The sequence below is a fragment of the Aliinostoc maniaoense genome (genome assembly GCF_058172895.1).
In genome coordinates this window covers 133,089-151,794 of the sequence record NZ_CP187952.1, presented here as the reverse complement: position 1 = coordinate 151,794, position 18,706 = coordinate 133,089, and the positions used below count along the sequence as shown (strand labels likewise).

Here is an 18,706-nt window from a genome sequence, read left to right as displayed (position 1 = left end):
TAAACTATATAACCAGGAGATTTATTATATGGAACTAGTGGATTTCTTAGCAATTATACATCCAGCGATCGCAGTTATTTTTGTCTTTCCTCTCATTGGTATTGTCAGCCATTTTGCTTGGCAGACACGCCAACGTCGTCTGCAAATCGTAGACGGTGGTAAAAGTAAAATTCCGCCGATAGTCGGAGGAGAACATAAGCGCATAGGAGAATGGCTAACTAGTGGTGTTGTGGGTTTATCTTTACTAGGTTTAGCTTATCCAATTGGGAAAAATATCATTAAAAATCAACTATGGAATCAAAATTTATTCCAAGTTGTTTTTATCCTGCTCATGTTTGTTTTAACTATAGGTTGTTTGGTGCTACTCTTTCAAGCCAAACAGCGATTATGGCGGGGTGTATTTGCCACCTTAACGGGTACTGGTATAGTAATTCTTGGTTGTCAAGAGGGAGTATTTCGCCGCACAAATGAATGGTATTGGTCACACTACTATATAGGCATTACCGCATCACTACTGATGATTTTTTCTGTAGCGATTGTGCAAGATATTTATCAAGATAGGTCTAATCGTTGGCGCATAATTCATACTGTGATCAATTGCCTAGCATTATTACTATTTATTGGTCAAGGCTTCACAGGTTCAAGAGATTTATTAGAAATTCCCTTAAGCTGGCAAGAATCACACGTTTATCAGTGTAATTATTCCCAAAGAACTTGTCCCACACCCAATAATCAAAATCCCCAGTGAAACAAGTCACCAAAATTTATCACAAGATAGATCCTTTTTCATTACGTTTACGTCTTACAGTTGGTATTGCTTTACTTTCTGCTTTCGGTTTAGGAAATCTGGCTTTGTGGACAAGCCGAAAAATGCAGCAAGTTTTAATTAATAACCACAAAGAAAATGTCGCTACAATTGCTGAACGGCTACCCCGTGATGTGCAGATTTATAGTGAAATGATGCCATCAGCAACAGCACTACAAAAAGCAATTGATAACTTGACAACAACCAATACATTTTTGTGGGTTAAAACTGCTGACAATCAGATTTTGGCTAAATCTAACAATTGGAATCAATTATCTCAGGCAACAACAACTGAGTTAATGTCTCTGGGTGAAATGACAATCAAACCACGAATTAATCAAGTAGAAAAACGCTACTTTGTGTTGTGTGGTGGTGCAATACCAGTACAGGGAAAAGCCGTAAGTAAGTTATTTGTCATTCAGGATGTCACCCGTGAACAGAGGATATTCTTGGTAATGGCGCAGAGTTTGGGAGTTGGTAGTGTTTTAACAATTATAGTCATGTCTGTGGCGATCGCATTTTACATCAAGCATTCTCTGCAACCACTCATGCAACTTAGCCAAATGACTGCTGTCATTTCTATTGCAGATTTAGGACAAGCAAAACTATATTTAGAGAGCGCACCCAGCGAAGTCAAACAATTAACTCAAACCTTCAACATGATGTTAGCTCGTCTTTCCCAGTCTTGGGAACAAGAGCGTCAATTTGTTAGTAATGTTTCCCATGAATTACGTACACCCCTGACAATAGTACACGGCTACTTACAAAGTGTATTACGCAGACAAACTAATCTCACTGATATCCAGCGAGAAGCTTTAGAAACGGCTGCATCAGAAGCTGAAAGAACAATTCGGTTATTGCAAGACTTACTAGATTTAGCTAGAGCCGATAGTGGTTACTTGCAGTTTCGCATAGAAGAATGCGTCTTAAATGACTTAATTATCGAAGTTGCAGGTATGGCGGAAAAATATAGCGATCGCCAAATTACAATTGATGCCACAATTAATACAATCGTAGTCCAAGCTGACTACAATCGCCTCAAGCAAGTATTACTAAATTTAATTGACAATGCTGTTAAATATTCTGAGCCTCATACACCGATAACTTTAAAATTAGATCAGCAAGCACAAGCAGCAATTATCCAAGTTTCTGATCAAGGTTATGGTATAACTTTACAACACCAATCACGAATTTTTGAACGCTTTTATCGTGTAGATGAAGCTCGTACTAGTTCTATTGGTGGTTGTGGTTTAGGATTATCAATTGTCAAAACCATCGTGGAAGGTATGGGTGGTAATGTTACAGTACGTAGTCGATTAGAAGAAGGTAGTACATTTACTATTAGTTTACCCATGATTAATTTTTGACCATGAATCAGTTCAAGATTCAATACAATAGACCTGTCTTTAAAAGAAATTAAGTAAGTCGGCAAGAAAAAAACAAACTACATTAAGTAATGTAAAATTTAATTAAATGGGCTTGTAGTAAGGGCTTTAGCCCTTAAGAGAGGACTAAAGTCCCTACTACAAACCTTGAATTATTCACGCCGTTCTACTTATGGTAGAGAATAATCATGTCTAAGTAAATTGACTGCTTACGCCATCAAAAGATGACAATTCATTTAGAAGGAATACAATCACACCTACAAGAATCAAAGCGATTGATTAGGATTAAAATGGTTGATGGAAACCTGCGGGAAGTACGCAACCCCACTACTGCAAATTTAATGTTTCAGTCCCCTTGCGGGGTAATGGTTGATGGAAACTTTTCACAGGCTTGAGGAGAACTACCAGGCAAAGGTTTCAGTCCCCTTGCGGGGTAATGGTTGATGGAAACTTGTGAACTGGTTAAAATCAGATCGCTCACATTGTTGTTTAGAGGGTAGGGCAGGGATGTTGCAATCCCTTTCCCCCCGACAAACCGGACAAGCAAGTTACCCTGCATCCGGCTTTAGCAAACCCGAACGCTTACCAAAGACTAAATACCTCGTCTTCAGATTCATCTAATAATCCTACTGAGTGTATCGGTGGATGAAAGCAATTTTGTGTTTGCACAAACACCTCACCTTCAGACTTGCGCCCTACTGAGTGTATTTGTTGGTGACAGTAGAAATGCACCAACTCTAAATTAGAGTAGCTATCATTACCGCCAGCAGCACAAGGGATTTTATGGTGTTTATGTAGCGACTCATTGTTAAACAGAGACTCGCCACAAATAGGACACTTATACCCTTGTCTTCGGGCTAACTTTTGGTAACTAGGAATCAAACAGCGAGATTGCTTCTTGCGTCGTTGTTCCCAGTAAACACGTAAGTGTTGGTCATCAGGAGAAGCATCACCTTTGACCAAAGTGTGCCGTTTGATATTAAACCAACTAAACTTGAGTAGATATTGACCAGAACGTTTGTCCCCAAACACCCAAAAGTCATTTCTATCCAAGTTAAAGTTCCCCCAGTAGCGAAGCTTGCGCCAATGTGAGCTTTTATTTGGGTGCATTCTCTTGGCGTACCGTTGCTGTCGCACATACATCCATCTATCTAGTTTGGCGAATATATGTGAGGAAACAACTGTCCGATAGTAATTAGCCACACCGCGAATTATCGGGTTGAGCTTGCCTATGAGATAATTGACATTATGGCTTTTATTCTCTAGCCAAACTTGGCGAATCTGGTCTCGGACATCTTGCAAAGATTTCTTGCTGGGCTTGATTAATACTTTCCGCCCGGTTTTGGTATTTTTGTCTTGATACCATCTGATGTTAAACCCCAGAAAATCAAATCCCACAGTTAGATGTACTATTTGGGTTTTAGACTCTGATAAAGCCAGCCCTTTAGTTTTCATCCAGCCGGACAAGATATCAACCACCCTGTGGGCATCCTCTTGAGTTTTGCAGAAAACTACCAAGTCATCAGCGTAGCGTACCAGACCACGATGTCCGATTTTATGACCGTGTTTATCGTATCTGATACCCAATGCTGCTTCCATACCGTGCAATGCAATATTTGCGAGTAGTGGGGAAATGATTCCACCTTGAGGTACACCTGTTTCTGTATCGTAAAACACGCCCTTGTCTACATATCCCGCTTTTAACCACTGGTGTATTAACTGCCGTGCGGGGAAGTTCCCAATGGTTTGCATGAGCGGTGCATGGGCGATGTTATCAAAGCAACCTTCAATGTCGGCATCAACCACCCAACTAGTAGTGGAGTTGGCTTTTGACGTTGTGTGTACTCTTTCTATCGCGTCATGTACACCTCTGCCGGGGCGGAAACCGTAAGATGTTCTCTCGAATTGTGCTTCCCAACTTGGTTCTAAGGCGTTTAATACTATTGCCTGGAGACATCTGTCGATGATGCAGGGAATACCGAGGGGGCGTTGTTTGCCGTTGGATTTGCGGATGTATACCCGCTTAACTGGTAATGCTTTCCACGGTAGGCGCATGGCGAGAATATCTACCAATGTTGCTCTTGCTCGTGGTGTCAGTACCAGTAATTTGTCCACACCTGCTGTTTTCTTGCCTTGATTTAATTGCGTTACTCGTCGCACGGAAAGTATAATGTTGGAGTAACTCCTCATGAGTAACTTTTGAAGATTGCGTACCCTCTTAAAGTTACTGTCTTTGGTTGCCTTGAATATTCTTTGTCTGAGTCGCCTGACTACGCGGTAAGCATTTTTCCAGTTAATGCTGTTCCAGTCTGTAGTCCTGTCGGTTACATTCACAATCGTTGATTGCACCATAACTTTTCCCGCACAGTTCGGTTTCTTACTACTCTGATTTCAAGGGATTCACTCGCTACACGTCTGCACCCTTTCAGGTCGGTTTAGTTAAACCTATCTGCGCGGTTATGGTTTCCCGTTGCCTTTCGGCTTCACAGCTTTCGCTTTTTGTAGCATCTTACACCCACTGGAGGGTTCAGTCGGGATTGCTCCCTGCTTTACTGACAGCATCGTTTCTAGTTGTCAGACTCCATTGGGGTTTCTTCATATCACACATGAAAGACACAACCACTGCGCGTTCCTTCTATACACCGGGGGCGTTTTGATGTCTTATATTCTGAGGACAGGGCAGAATATCTCACCCCTTTTACTGTTTCAGCCGTTTCAGTATTTCCGCTTCACGATGCCTCGTCAAAGGTTCACTCTCGTTAACCCGTCAGTGGTTTTACCTTGGCGTTACCTCCACTTTTCGGCTTGCAGATTTTACGCTTTCCCCTCTAGCTCTGAGACACCGCAGTTACCCGCAATGCCCCTTCGGGTAGGTACTGGTTTAGACATTAACCAGGAGTATTTCTGAGATACTCACTCTCATGAGCGACTGATAGTCGCACCAGTCCCCTTGCGGGGTAATGGTTGATGGAAACGCCGAAACAGTTGCCCTTATGGGTGGGTGTTTATCGTTTCAGTCCCCTTGCGGGGTAATGGTTGATGGAAACCTCCTTCTGTTTCTATTAGAAATGATGGTTCTGCTTCGTTTCAGTCCCCTTGCGGGGTAATGGTTGATGGAAACCTTTGCAGCTATACACCACTTCTGTTAGTTCGTTTGGTTTCAGTCCCCTTGCGGGGTAATGGTTGATGGAAACCTAAGTAACATCAGTATTTATATTGAATTAGTCTAGCGTTTCAGTCCCCTTGCGGGGTAATGGTTGATGGAAACATCCAAGACAGGTAGTGCTGTATTTGGATGTTATTCGTGAACGTTTCAGTCCCCTTGCGGGGTAATGGTTGATGGAAACCAACTCCCGTTTTAATTTCATCGAGAGTCATCTGAATATGTTTCAGTCCCCTTGCGGGGTAATGGTTGATGGAAACGATTTGCAGTTAACTGTATGTCCTCTTCCTTGGCGGTTTCAGTCCCCTTGCGGGGTAATGGTTGATGGAAACTTTCTTCTCTGTATTGGCGTACCAAAGCACCCCACCAAGTTTCAGTCCCCTTGCGGGGTAATGGTTGATGGAAACACCCACGGATGCAGCCGATAACACTCCCCATTCAAGTTTCAGTCCCCTTGCGGGGTAATGGTTGATGGAAACCTATTAATTCAGCTATGGGGGCATACTTTAAGGATCGTTTCAGTCCCCTTGCGGGGTAATGGTTGATGGAAACTCTATGCCCTGCTCTGATAAGTCTTGAGATTGTTTGTTTCAGTCCCCTTGCGGGGTAATGGTTGATGGAAACTGCTCGGTGCTGAAACTATTACAGAGCAAGCTTCCTGGGAAGGATTTTGACGAGTCTCAAAATCAGGTCGATTTCAGCCCATCTTATTGCAAGTAATTCGCAACTTCCCTAATTCTTAAAACGCTGTAATTATTATGTTGTCAAGGTTCTGGCGTTTTTGACGAATCCCCCAGGGTTTTTGACCCCGCTTCGGCTTGTCAAACATCAAGCTGATTCCCTCATCATAAGATAAGTATATTGTATTGTCGAGTTTTTTCTAGAGTTTAACCTGCAACAGCTAAAAAGCAGTAATTTAAAGAAGTGCTGACTTGAAAAAGGGGTGTAGGGGTGTAGGGGTGTAAGGGAAAGACTGTTTCATGTGTTCTGGTGTACCCAGTTCATGACGGCTACTTACAAAGATGTTAATACATTGGGGTAATCTCGTTCCTATACTCCAATTCCACAACACTCAGACTAAGTTGCTGTCAGAATTGGTATGAAATTCCTGCGCTAAGTAGGGTCTGCTGAAAAAGTCAAGCTAAAACTTTTTTTACAAGGTAAATGTTTTACTTTAGTTTACAAATTAGCTCTAATGGTAAAGTAACTATTACTGTAGTTCCCACATCTTCCTGACTTTCAATGGAAATTTGACCTTGATGTATTTCTACACATTTTTTGACAATTGCTAATCCCAACCCTGTACCTTGAACTTTACCCACATTACTAGCACGATAAAAAGTCTGAAAGAGATTTGCTTGGTCTTTTAAGGGAATACCTCTACCCTCATCTTTAATCTTAAAAATGACTATATTATCTTGACAAATAACATCAAAATAAATATTACTATTTTCAGGAGAATACTTCACAGCATTAGAAATTAAATTAGTCAGGATACAATTAACTAAATTTTCGTCCATTTTTGCGTAAGTACAATCACCTTTAGTATTAAAAATAATATTGTGTTTACTACAAACCCCAATTTTTAAGACTTCTAGCAGTTCTAAGCAAAAGTTTTCTAAATGTAAAACATAAGGGTTAAAATCTAATTTTTTAGCATCTGATTTACTCAAAAATAAAACTTCATCTAAAAGCTGGAGCATTTGGTTAATAGCATTGTGCATTCGCTCGAAATATTTAGAGCTACGTTCTTGAACATATTTTTCATTACTCGCTTCCAAAATTTCCAAGGCTGTTTTCAGCATAGTCAAAGGATTACGAAATTCATGGGAAACCATCGCTACAAAGTCTGGCTTGAGTTCATTTAAACCCTGTTGTCTTACTAGTGCTTGACGGTTGCATTCCTCTCTCTCTCTTATTTGATTGAGGATTCCTTGCCGCTCAATTGCATAACGAATAGCATGAACTAAGCGTTGTATTGTAATTTGGTTTTTGACTAGATAATCTTGCGCTCCTTGTGCTAAAGCTTGTACTGCTAATTGTTGATCATCCAACTCAGTTAACACTATCACTGGGACATGGCTAATGGCGGCTTGATATTGTTTTAATGTATCTAATCCGGTAGAGTCTGGTAGATGAAGGTCTAGTAAAACAACATCAAATTTATGTTGTTTGAGAGTCCTTGTTTGGCAATTAGCCTCAGATGTAACTGTAGAACTAGCTTGACAAATTGCAATTGCTTCCGATAATTCCTCAACATGAGTCATTTGCCATGTTTCTTCATCTGTATGTAAAAAGACCTGGTGTAGTAGTCGGGCATCAGTTAGGCTATCTTCTACCAGTAAGATCCGAATCTTTGTCTTTTCCATAAACTACAGTGAGATAAATTTGCCAAATAATTATCTAATTAGCTAATAAGTGTTGAGTTTTGAGTAAGCAGCTAATGTAGGAGTCATATTTGATTGCTTTTCCACAAACTCTATGCAATTCCAAAATGTTGCACGTAAGTTCTGATTGTAAATCATACAGCTATTAAGCATATATATGACATTTACCTAATACAGTACAACTATTTCTCATAGAGAGTAAAATAAAAATTCTCGTCACTCCTACTTGACTTTAGTTTATGGGTTCTTTGATTAACTGTGGCGAAAAATTAATTTATGGTGTGTCCTGACACTGAAGAAGTTTACCCAACTTAAAATCACCAAAACCATCAAAACTGATCAGTTTTGATGGTTTTGCTTGAGGTTGATGCACTCTACTAACAATCAATAGGGATAAGTAAGTCGACGAGAAAAAAACAAACTACATTAAGTAATGTAAAATTTAATTGAATCGGCTTGTAGTAAGGGCTTTAGCCCTTAAGAGAGGACTAAAGTCCCTACTACAAACCTTGAATTATTCACGCCGTTCTACTTAATTTATTTTTTGGTGTTCCCTAATCTAGCTAGCTTAGTTTATAAACTTCTCCAAAGTTAGCGTGATGGCGTACCTTGATTGGGACTACCAGCTACGTCATCTTCTCCTGGAGCTTCTGGTGTAGCAGATTCTTTGGCATCAGACTGAGAAGCATCACCAGTTTTGCGGATATCTTCTTGCAGTGGAGTTTGGTAGCCACCAGAAGCGGTGGGAGTAGTTTCTTGATTTTTAGATTTCTGTTTTTTTTGTTCCGACATAACTATACTCCTTCGTTTAGCACAGAAACTATTGTAAAAAGATACATATGGTAAATTTATCTATCTAAACTCTAGTTCTGGCTAATTCATGACTCTATCGGAAGTATTGTTTAGTGTTACTCATGTATACTTGCGAAAATGCCAAAAATAACACTTTTGTCTGTCAAAATGAGGCCTGCTCTCATAATCAATTAATTTTATGCAGCAAAATAATTTGTCATTGCCATCTGGATGTACACTGCGTAGAGCCACATCTGGGGATATGCGATCGCTCCGATGGTTAGTTTTTTCAGCTATACTTGACCCTACTCAATTACGTTGGCAGCAGTTTTGGGTAATTGAATCTCAAGGAGATGTCATCGCCTGCGGACAACTCCGTAATTTTACACAAGCACAAGAACTCGGCAGTTTAGTTGTTACACCAGCTTGGAGAGGTCGGGGTTTAGCAACTTTGCTCACACAACATTTGATCACTCAAGCCACAGAACCACTATATCTTGAATGTTTAGGTGACAGGCTAGCAGAGTTTTACAACCGCTTTGGTTTTGTGCAAATCGACTTTGAAAACTTACCCAAATCTCTCCAGCACAAGTTCAAATTTTCTCAACTAGCTAAAAAAATCCTTAAAGTTCCTGTCGTCTTTATGCAGTATCAAAATCAATGAACAGGGTGTAGGGGGCAGGGTGTGGGGTGTAGTGAACCCCATACTTAAAAGCAAACACAATATAATAGGGAACTACTATTTAGGATTTAGCAAATACTGTCAGCAAGACAGGCCCTAATAAATAGTAATGATGTAAACAGACTAAACCAGCACTAGCACCAAGCATTTCCCGTTGCTGGGGACTGTAGAATTTAATGGCTTGACGGGAAATTGAGAATATTTGTGGTTCTTGTTCTTTTTTACTAGTGATATCCACTAAATAAAAGCGTCCACCAGGAGTCAATACTCGTGCTACTTCCTGTAAAACTTGCTTTGGTTCTAGATAGTGCAAGAAACTAATACTGTTGAATACTGCATCAAATTGACCATCACCAAAAGGTAGAGCCTCAGCCTTACCTTCCATGAAAATTAATCGGGGATGATGACGGTTACTCAGTCGTGCCACTTGCAACATCTTAGGCGATAAATCTAAACCAGTTCCCCGCAATTCGGGAAACTTAGTAGCCAAACGCTCCAGCAGACGACCAGTACCACAACCTAAATCAAGCACATTTGCTTGCGCTGATAAATCAACATATTCTAACAACCGTTTATGGACAGCTTGGTAAAACACAGACGGTAACAGCGAGTCATAACTAGAAGCCCATAGGTCAAAAATCAACTTTTTCTGCTTGAGAAACTCGTTATTCATTGCTTTTCGCAGCTAGATGTTTACAGCAAGGGAACACCACAAAATAAATTATCCGAAATGAATGCTTGGGTAGGTTGCGTCAGTGAGATAGAACCTAACTATACTCAGAAATTATTCTTACTGACGCATCCTACAGTTTGGATATTTTTTGCTCTGTAAGTCCCTCATGAGTGTTAAGCTGCGCCTCCCAAAAGATAGTTAACTTTATCTAGACTAGCGTTGGCGACAACAGATATGTGATGCAGCTAGAGCAAAATTCTGTAATAGCAACATCTGCATATGTAGTTAACAGTGTTCCCAAAGATGATATCTGTCTCTGTGGAAAACTGCATAAAAAGACATAGCCTAACTGTATTTATTTATAGAAGGTTAAACACACAAAACAAGTAATAATGAAGGTAATGGATGATGACAAGCTTTACTCAACTTCACTGCCACAGCGACCTACTTAATTCTATTCGCACATGGCTAGAAGGAATCGAAATTCATAACTATAAACTAGCTCATCTCTTGTGTAGAGTTATTCCTGCTCAATGTCCATTTGAACGAGATGTGAAGCTTTTTGGTCGTAAACTCTTTCACATTCCCCCCATGTGTAAATTAAATCCTTTCTATGAACAAGTAGTAGGTTTACGTTTTAAAGCCCTATGTTATTTAGCTGATGAATGTGGTGAAGACATAACAGCTTATTGCTAAATGATGACAATTGCTCCAGAAAGCAGCCATTTTTTATCGGTAATTACAGATTCACTCTTGTTAGTTCCGCAAAAGTATACTAAGCTAACGGAGAACTATTTAGATGTCCATATTATTGGCTAGCACAGCACTGTAGCAATCACAAGACTCCGTGCAGGCAAAAAGCTGAAATTATAGGTATCTTAATATTTTAACCTTTACTTTTTTACTTTTGCCCGATCATGACGCACATCTTGCTGGTTGAAGATGAAGTCAAGCTAGCTCGACTTATAGAATTAGAACTGAACTATGAAGGTTATCAAGTAAGCGTCGCTTACGATGGATTAACTGCAATCATGGCAGCACGGGCGTTACAGCTAGATTTAATCATTTTAGATGATACATTACCTGGAGGCTCAGGCTTAGAATTTTACGGACGCTTGCGAACTACGAACCATCAAGTGCCGATAATTCTCTTAATCGCTCAGGAAGAACTAAGCGATCGCATCTCAAGTTTAGATAATAATTTCAATGATTATGTCATTAAACCCTTCGACATCGAAGAACTATTAACGAAAGTTAACGCTTATTTACGTAAAAAGCCCCAGGGTTTTGAGTGCTGATTTGTCGAGATTTTTCAGCAAAAACTCATACAACTCATAACTAGTTATATTAGGATGCACACAGTTAACTCTACATCCAAGCATCCAATATCAAAATTGCTATGACTTATCTAGAAACAGCAGCCCAATTTTATAGTGAAGTCGCTCAAACTCCACAAGTAGGACTTTGTTGTGTGCAAAGCACGCCTTTGCAACTGCCAGGGTTAAAGATACCTTGCAAAATGCAGGAAATGAACTACGGTTGTGGAACTACGGTTCACCCGACTGAACTGTCTCATCAGCCTACGGTGTTGTATGTGGGCGTTGGGGGTGGGTTAGAAGCCTTGCAGTTTGCTTATTTTTCTCGCCGTCCTGGGGCTGTCATTGCGGTTGAACCGGTGGCGGCTATGCGGGAAGCTGCAAAACATAACTTAGAACTGGCGGCGGCACAAAACCCCTGGTTTGACACCAGTTTTGTAGAAATTCGAGAAGGGGATGCTTTTAATTTACCTGTGGCTGATGCTGCCGTTGATATTGTCGCCCAAAATTGCCTGTTTAATATTTTTGAACCTGAAGATTTAACTCGTGCCTTAGAAACTGCCTATCGGGTGTTAAAACCCGGTGGACGTTTACAAATGAGTGATCCCATTGCTACCCGTCCTATCCCTAGCCATCTACAACAAGATGAACGGCTCAGGGCTATGTGTTTATCAGGCGCACTCACCTACGAAGAATATACACAACGCATTATCAATGCTGGTTTTGGTCAAATTGAAATTCGCGCTCGTCGTCCTTATCGCTTGCTAGACTCAGCAACTTATAACTTAGAAACCCATCTATTATTAGAAAGCCTTGATTCAGTAGCTTTTAAAGTAGCCATTCCAGAAGATGGGGCTTGTATTTTTACAGGTAAAACAGCTATTTATGCTGGTTATGACCCATTTTTTGATGATTCAGCTGGTCATTTATTGCAACGTGGCATTCCGGCAGCAGTTTGTGATAAAACTGCTGCTAAACTGGGAGCTTTAAAGCCATCAGAAATCATAATTACTGATTCAACCTGGCATTATAGCGGTGGTGGTTGTTGTTAATTTATCATCTTTAAAATGTGGTTAGTAAGTATATTTATTGCTACGCTTTTTCTGGCTTATGTTAAAGGAGCTAATGACAATTTTAAAGGTGTAGCTACGCTATTTGGTAGCCGTGTAAATAGCTACCAAACAGCAATTTTATGGGCAACTTTAACAACCTTTGCAGGTGCTTTAACCTCAACTATCTTTGCTCATCAGTTAGTCCAAACCTTTTCCGGTCAAGGTATTGTTAAAGATGCGATCGCTAATGCTCCTAACTTTCATATAGCAGTAGCGATCGCCACGGGTTTAACTGTATTAATTGCTACCACGTTTGGCTTACCTGTTTCGACTGCCCATAGTTTAACAGGGGCTATTCTGGGGGGAGCATTAGTAGCAATTGGACTGCAAGCTAAGTTTGTAGTTCTCTTGAGTTACTTTGTTTTACCTTTATTGTTAAGTCCGATTCTGGCTATTATTTTAGGAGCAGGAATTTACAGGATAGTTCAATATCTCAAGCCAAAATTTTCTTTACCCCTCAGCCAAAAATTTCTGAATATTGTTCACTATATCAGTGCTGGAATTATCTGTTTCACTAAAGGCTTTAATGACACACCTAAACTTGTTTCTCTGGTGATGGTAATTGAATACTTTTCTAAGCAAGGTGCAATGGTCACTATTGCAATGGCTATGGCGTTAGGGGGGTTAATTAGTTCTCAAAAAGTTGCTGAAACTATGAGTATGAAAATCACACCCATGAATCATGCCCAAGGTTTATCAGCCAATCTAATTACAAGTAGTTTAGTCATTGCCGCTAGTTATTTCGGTCTACCTATCTCTACAACTCATGTCACGGTTAGTTCAATTATTGGTGTAGGATTGATCACGAAAAAAACTCACACATTTGTTATTTTAAAAATTTTTATTGCCTGGGTATTAACATTACCTATTGCCACCATTATTGGCGGCATCATTTATAGATTATTACAAAAATAAAAGTCAAATCTCTATTTTTATTTAAGAGTAATTACCAATGCAAATCAATCATCCACTAGATACAAACGTTACTCCATTTAATGCTAAATTAAATCACCCCTTGATTAAAAAAAAGATTAATATTTTACAAATTAATTTAGGTAAACGCTGTAATCTTGCCTGTAGCCATTGTCATGTGGAAGCTAGTCCTAAACGCACAGAAGAATTATCAGCAGAAATCTGCGAACAATTAATTGAATTAATTCACAGATTTCCCGAAATTGAGATTGTTGATTTAACTGGTGGCGCACCTGAAATGAATTATGGATTCAAATCATTAGTGGCAGCAGCAAGAAACAACAATAAACAAGTCATTGTCCGTTCTAATTTGACTATATATTTTGAAAATGGCTTTGAATACTTACCAGAATACTTTGTCCAGAATCAAGTACGAGTCGTGGCTTCTTTGCCTTGCTACCTAGCAGATAATGTTGATAAAATGCGTGGTGATGGTGTATTTGATGCCTCAGTTAAAGCTTTACAATGGCTAAATCAATTGGGTTATGGTACAGATCCCAATTTGATTTTAGATTTGGTTTACAATCCCCAATTACCCAATAGTGATAAGTTCTCTCTAACGCCAGAACAAAGTAAATTAGAACGGGATTATAAACTGTTTCTACAAGAAAATTTTAACCTAGTATTTAATCATTTGTTTACAATTACTAACTTACCCGTTGGTAGAACTCTCTTTCATTTAGAAAGAAAAAAACTCTACAGTAGCTATTTAAAGTTTTTAGAATCTCATTTTAATGAAAGTACAGTTGAATATTTAATGTGTCGTGATCAGCTTTCAGTGGACTATTTAGGTAATATTTATGATTGCGACTTTAATCAGATGATGAATTTACCTGCAAAAACTGCTAACGGTGAAAAAATCACTGTTGCTAAGTTGCTAGAGGCTGGTAATTTAGACTTAATTGATCAAATCCAAACGGCTGATTATTGCTATGGTTGCACGGCTGGATGTGGTTCTAGTTGTGGTGGTGCTTTAGTTTAACAGTTATCAGTTATCAGTTATCAGTTATCAGTCAAGAGTGATTTGTTTATCGTTGGTGAAACATCACACCATACGCCTTGATAACTGTTCATACTGTTTCACGAAAAAAATGAAACAGATGCGTAGGTTGGGTTAAACGCAGTGAAACCCAACAAATTCAAGGGTTTGGGGTGTTGGGTTTCGTTCCTCAACCCAACCTACATCTGTATCAATTATTTTTTGAATTGGTATCACCCAGCACCCAGCACTGATTTAAAAATAGGAAAAAGGCAAAAGAATTAATCTTTTGCCTTTTAAATTATGAGTTTATTTTTGAGATTTAATCATCGTCATATTCATCATCATCATCTTCATCATCATCTTCTTCCTCATAGTCGTCGCTTTGGTCGTCTTCTATGAGATCATGAATTTCATCTGCGATTAAATCATCATCATCCAAAATTGCGCGACGATTGGTAAATCCGGTGTCTAGACCAGGTGCATCTAAATTGTAGGCGCGAGCTGTGCGGTCATCTAGCACCATATCTAGTGGATCATCAGTTTCATCTAAAACACTAGCGGTGTCTAAAGTCGCGTAGTCGTCAATCATACCGGGTTCATCGTAGGTATTGTAACCAGTTCCCGCCGGAATTAATCGTCCGATAATCACGTTTTCTTTCAAGCCACGCAACCAATCAGATTTACCTTCAATTGCTGCTTCTGTTAGTACCCGTGTGGTTTCTTGGAAGGAAGCCGCAGAAATAAAGCTATCGGTATTTAATGATGCTTTAGTTATCCCTAACAATACTGGGGTATATTGCGCCCTTGCACCGCCAGTAATTGCCATAGCTTCATTTACCTGTTCAACTTGGCGCAGTTCTACCAACTCACCAGGCAGCATGGTGGTATCACCACCATCATCAATTCTGACTTTGTTAGTCATCTGGCGGACAATTACTTCAATGTGTTTGTCAGCAATGTCAATCCCTTGGGATTGGTACACCATCTGCACTTCGTTTACCAAGAAGGTCTGTACTTTCTGTAAAGCGTGGCTAGCACAAGCATAAACCCCTTCGTCTGACCCCAAACTGAAGAAAACATCCAAGATTTCATGGGGGTTAGAAGGGCCATCACTTAGGGGTTGACCGGCTGAGACATTAGAACCATCGGGAACAGCAAGGTTTTGACCGGGGCCTAGTGGATAGTCGGTAACTACGCCATTAGATTCTATAACTTTGATGGCGATCGCTTCATCACCATCACCATACACCACCTTGACTTCTCCACTGCGTTTTGCCAAGATACAGGCTTCTTTGGGTTTCCGGGCTTCTAGTAGTTCTTCAATCCGGGGTAAACCTTGAATGATGTCCCCAGTTTTCGCCCGTTCAAATACCAACAGCACTAAGTTATCGCCCCGTTGTACCAAGTCGCCGTCTTCTATCTGCAATACTGCACCAGGACTAACTCGATAAGGACGACCCACACGGATAGTTACAGCATAGTTTTGGGTACTGAGGGCTGAGTCTTCAGTAGTTGCAGTCGGGGCAGCATTTTTCACTGAAACAACTTGTCCAGATTCTTCCGCCAAGACTCCAGGCGCAATTGCTGCCCCAGCTACAATCAAGCTACCTGTTTTCACTGTAGGCTGTACATTGGTGTTTAATGTCACCATGTCATTGTGACGCAGTACTAAACAACGACGCACAGCTTCAGTACCTTTCTGCACACCTCGAACAATGCCGCCTTCTTTCGACAGAATTTGAGTGCTTGCTACCACAGCCCCAGGTGCGATCGTATCCCCATCTTTGACTTGTAAGCTAGTTTGGGTACTACCTTGGGTAGCATCAGCCGCAATATCACGACGAATTACCAAGGATTCCAAAATTACCAACTGCAAGCGTTGAATTTCTGGGTTGTCAGAATCAGTAACCAATTCAATATCTGCTGCTAGGGGAGAAGCATTATGTTCTTGTTCACCTTCCTGGTCAATTTCCAAAACTAATTGGGTACGCAGCAGTTCTACACCTTCTACAGACTTCACCCGTTCAGAATCTTTGTAAGGCAATCGCTGTACTGCCCGCAATTGAATCGAACGTCCTGTTTGTTGGCTGACGGATGTGGTAGATGGCACATCAGGATTATTGGGTATGGCAAACTCAACTACTGGACGACTTAATAAGGCTGGGCCTTCTGGTGATTCCACATACTGGATGTAGCGCAATTCTGTAAAAGTCCGTCCCAACAATTCTTCACCCGCAGGCAAAAATGTGTCATCTCGTCCAATTACTGCTTCTGGGTCATCTACCATCAGTAGTTCCCCTGGCTTCACCACCACTTCCCGCAAAATGTCGTTTTTCTGGGTGACTTCAATTACACCGTTGTTTTGACAAAAAATATCTTTAACAACTTCTGTGCCAGCTTCGACATATTGACCATCTTCTACCAACAGCAAGGAGATGTCTTTGTTAACTTCGTGGGTTTCTTCGGGAATCCACAACATTGTGCCTCCCTGTACCACTTCATAACCGAGTTTAGCTTTACCTTTCTTCTGGACTTCTACCCCAGCAAACTTTAAGAAGCCTCCAGTGGTGGTGCGGTAACGGTCATCAATTAATTCAGCTACCACTTGACCATTCTGCACTTTTGTGCCTGGTGTAGCCCGTAAGTTAAATACTTGGTTATTTGCAGTGGTGACTAGGTAATTGTTACGTCCTTGGGAACTTTGGACGGTGACAGTAGCTTGGTCTAATACTACAGAAGCCGTGATAATTTCAATTTCCCTGGTACTCTTACCGGGGGTAGCTTCTGGTAGACGGACGACACCACCGTGTAAAGTTGTTAATTTGGTTTCCGCTAAAACGCCGTTAGTTTCTACTGCGTCGCCGTTTTTGACTACTAATTCTGCCCCTGGTGGTAAGTTATAAACTTCACCAGACAAAATCCAAATTAAACCACCCCGTGCGGCTGTAATAGTGGTGTTACCTTGACGGTCTGTTTTTTGTTCAGGTACTACTTCAGCAAATTTCACTTCCCCAGCCAAGTCAGAAGCCACATCTTTAACGGCTTTTTCTGTATTGGTACGGGTGGTGCGTGCGCCTAGGGCAACTTCTGCTAACAGTTGACCAGTTTTAACTTGCTGGCCATCAAATAGATATAATGTTGAACCTTGGGTAACATGAATTTCTTGAGGTACTGGAGTTTCAGACCCTTCCTTGCGGGGTTCTAAGATTAAAATGCCATTGCTTTCTACATACAACGCATCTTCCCCGTGGCGAGTCCGATAGGGTCTTGTCCGTAATTTTTTCGGCAACTTGACCGTACCATCAATTTTGGAACGCACTTGTTGCGCTACTTCCCCTGTGAATACACCACCTGTGTGGAATGTCCGCATGGTTAGCTGCGTTCCAGGTTCACCAATACTTTGAGCGGCGATAATCCCCACTGCTTCGCCTAAGTCTACCATCTTAGCATGGGCTAAACTCCAGCCGTAGCAGTGTTGACAAACAGAACGGGCGGCTTCACAAGTTAAAGGCGATCGCACTACAACTTCTGTCACCCCAGCTTTTTCAATTTCCTTGGCTAATTCATCAGAAACCGGGGTATTGCGTGGTGCAATCACTTCTTTTGTAGTGGGATGTACTACATCTTCTCCTATGACTCGTCCCAACAAGCGTGTAGACAACTTAATCAAAGTTTTACTACCTTCAGTCATCGCCCGTAGGGGAATGCCTCTAGTAGTACCACAGTCAATTTCCCGAATGATCACATCCTGGGATACGTCTACTAGACGACGGGTAAGATAACCAGAGTCGGCGGTACGCAAAGCAGTATCTACCAACCCTTTTCTTGCACCGTAAGACGAAATAATATATTCTGTTACCGTCAGACCTTCACGGAAATTAGTTTTGATGGGTAAGTCAATAATTTCCCCTTGAGGATCTGCCATCAGTCCCCGCATCCCCACCAACTGACGTACCTGAGAGATATTACCCCGCGCTCCAGAGAACGCCATCATATATACAGAGTTGAGGGGATTAGTCTTTTTAAAGTGGACGACTACTTCATCTTTGAGGGCTTCACTAGTACCATTCCAGGTGTCAATTACTTTCTGGAAACGTTCCACCTCAGTAATTTCTCCCCGTTGGTAACGGGCTTCCGTCGCGCGAATTTCTTCCTCAGCCGCTTCCAATAAACTCCGCTTACTAGGTGGAACCATCAAATCATCAACACTGATGGAAACCCCTGCTCTAGTAGCATAGCGAAAACCTAAATCTTTTAATTTATCTGCCATTACCGCAGTGCGTGCCGTCCCGTAATGGGTAAACGCCCAAGAAATCAAATTTCTCAGTTGACCTTTGTCAACGACGCGATTGCGAAAAACCATTTTTTCGTTAGTCATTAGTCATTAGTCCTTAGTCATCAATAATTAATAATTCGTAATTCGTAATTCGTAATTAA

General features: G+C 40.8%; 12 protein-coding genes, 1 pseudogene and 1 CRISPR repeat array. Of the genes and pseudogenes, 8 read left to right on the top strand and 5 right to left on the bottom strand.

The features are described from left to right. Positions 1-28 precede the first annotated feature (28 nt). Both ACPZ3T_RS00640 and ACPZ3T_RS00635 read left to right on the top strand, forming a co-directional pair. Positions 29-748 carry a DUF4079 domain-containing protein gene (locus ACPZ3T_RS00640; RefSeq protein WP_490273065.1) on the top strand — a complete coding sequence of 240 codons (720 nt, stop codon included), beginning with the start codon at positions 29-31 and terminating at the stop codon, positions 746-748. Next, on the top strand, positions 745-2,172 hold the full coding sequence (locus tag ACPZ3T_RS00635) for a sensor histidine kinase (RefSeq protein WP_490273064.1): 1,428 nt from the start codon (positions 745-747) through the stop codon (positions 2,170-2,172). Before ACPZ3T_RS00640 ends, ACPZ3T_RS00635 begins: the two co-directional genes overlap by 4 nt. Positions 2,173-2,772: 600 nt before the next feature. Here the strand turns inward: ACPZ3T_RS00635 and ltrA are convergent. From ltrA to ACPZ3T_RS00620, 3 genes are all read right to left on the bottom strand, one after another. Beyond that, positions 2,773-4,542: a group II intron reverse transcriptase/maturase gene (ltrA, locus tag ACPZ3T_RS00630; protein ID WP_490273063.1), complete on the bottom strand. Its 1,770-nt coding sequence runs from the start codon at positions 4,540-4,542 to the stop codon at positions 2,773-2,775. Positions 4,543-5,128: 586 nt separating this feature from the next. Continuing rightward, positions 5,129-5,977: direct repeats of the CRISPR family, unit length 37 nt; unit sequence GTTTCAGTCCCCTTGCGGGGTAATGGTTGATGGAAAC. Positions 5,978-6,522: 545 nt separating this feature from the next. Next, positions 6,523-7,722: an ATP-binding response regulator gene (locus tag ACPZ3T_RS00625; protein WP_490273062.1), complete on the bottom strand. Its 1,200-nt coding sequence runs from the start codon at positions 7,720-7,722 to the stop codon at positions 6,523-6,525. Between the two features lie 609 nt (positions 7,723-8,331). Beyond that, positions 8,332-8,532: a hypothetical protein gene (locus ACPZ3T_RS00620; protein ID WP_490273061.1), complete on the bottom strand. Its 201-nt coding sequence runs from the start codon at positions 8,530-8,532 to the stop codon at positions 8,332-8,334. Positions 8,533-8,731: 199 nt separating this feature from the next. Between ACPZ3T_RS00620 and ACPZ3T_RS00615 the strand changes: the two genes are divergently transcribed. Further along, positions 8,732-9,196, top strand: coding sequence for a GNAT family N-acetyltransferase (locus ACPZ3T_RS00615; protein WP_490273060.1), 465 nt, complete (start codon positions 8,732-8,734; stop codon positions 9,194-9,196). Between the two features lie 79 nt (positions 9,197-9,275). Here ACPZ3T_RS00615 and ACPZ3T_RS00610 read toward each other — a convergent pair whose 3' ends face one another. Next, complete coding sequence (locus tag ACPZ3T_RS00610; RefSeq protein WP_490273059.1) at positions 9,276-9,887, bottom strand: class I SAM-dependent methyltransferase; 612 nt, start codon at positions 9,885-9,887, stop codon at positions 9,276-9,278. A gap of 408 nt (positions 9,888-10,295) precedes the next feature. Here ACPZ3T_RS00610 and ACPZ3T_RS00605 point away from each other — a divergent pair, with 408 nt between their 5' ends. From ACPZ3T_RS00605 to arsS, 5 genes and pseudogenes are all read left to right on the top strand, one after another. Further along, positions 10,296-10,583, top strand: coding sequence for a Mo-dependent nitrogenase C-terminal domain-containing protein (locus tag ACPZ3T_RS00605; protein WP_490277421.1), 288 nt, complete (start codon positions 10,296-10,298; stop codon positions 10,581-10,583). A gap of 221 nt (positions 10,584-10,804) precedes the next feature. Next, positions 10,805-11,161: pseudogene (locus ACPZ3T_RS00600) on the top strand (response regulator transcription factor); the annotation flags it as partial. A 125-nt stretch (positions 11,162-11,286) separates the two neighbouring features. Beyond that, positions 11,287-12,255 (top strand): arsenosugar biosynthesis arsenite methyltransferase ArsM, encoded by a 969-nt coding sequence (gene arsM / locus ACPZ3T_RS00595; protein WP_490273058.1) that lies wholly within the window; start codon positions 11,287-11,289, stop codon positions 12,253-12,255. A 15-nt stretch (positions 12,256-12,270) separates the two neighbouring features. Next, positions 12,271-13,230: an inorganic phosphate transporter gene (locus ACPZ3T_RS00590; RefSeq protein WP_490273057.1), complete on the top strand. Its 960-nt coding sequence runs from the start codon at positions 12,271-12,273 to the stop codon at positions 13,228-13,230. A 37-nt stretch (positions 13,231-13,267) separates the two neighbouring features. Next, complete coding sequence (gene arsS / locus ACPZ3T_RS00585) at positions 13,268-14,269, top strand: arsenosugar biosynthesis radical SAM (seleno)protein ArsS (protein WP_490273056.1); 1,002 nt, start codon at positions 13,268-13,270, stop codon at positions 14,267-14,269. 319 nt (positions 14,270-14,588) lie between these two features. Here arsS and ACPZ3T_RS00580 read toward each other — a convergent pair whose 3' ends face one another. Next, complete coding sequence (locus tag ACPZ3T_RS00580) at positions 14,589-18,647, bottom strand: DNA-directed RNA polymerase subunit beta'' (protein ID WP_490273055.1); 4,059 nt, start codon at positions 18,645-18,647, stop codon at positions 14,589-14,591. Between the last annotated feature and the right edge of the window lie 59 nt (positions 18,648-18,706).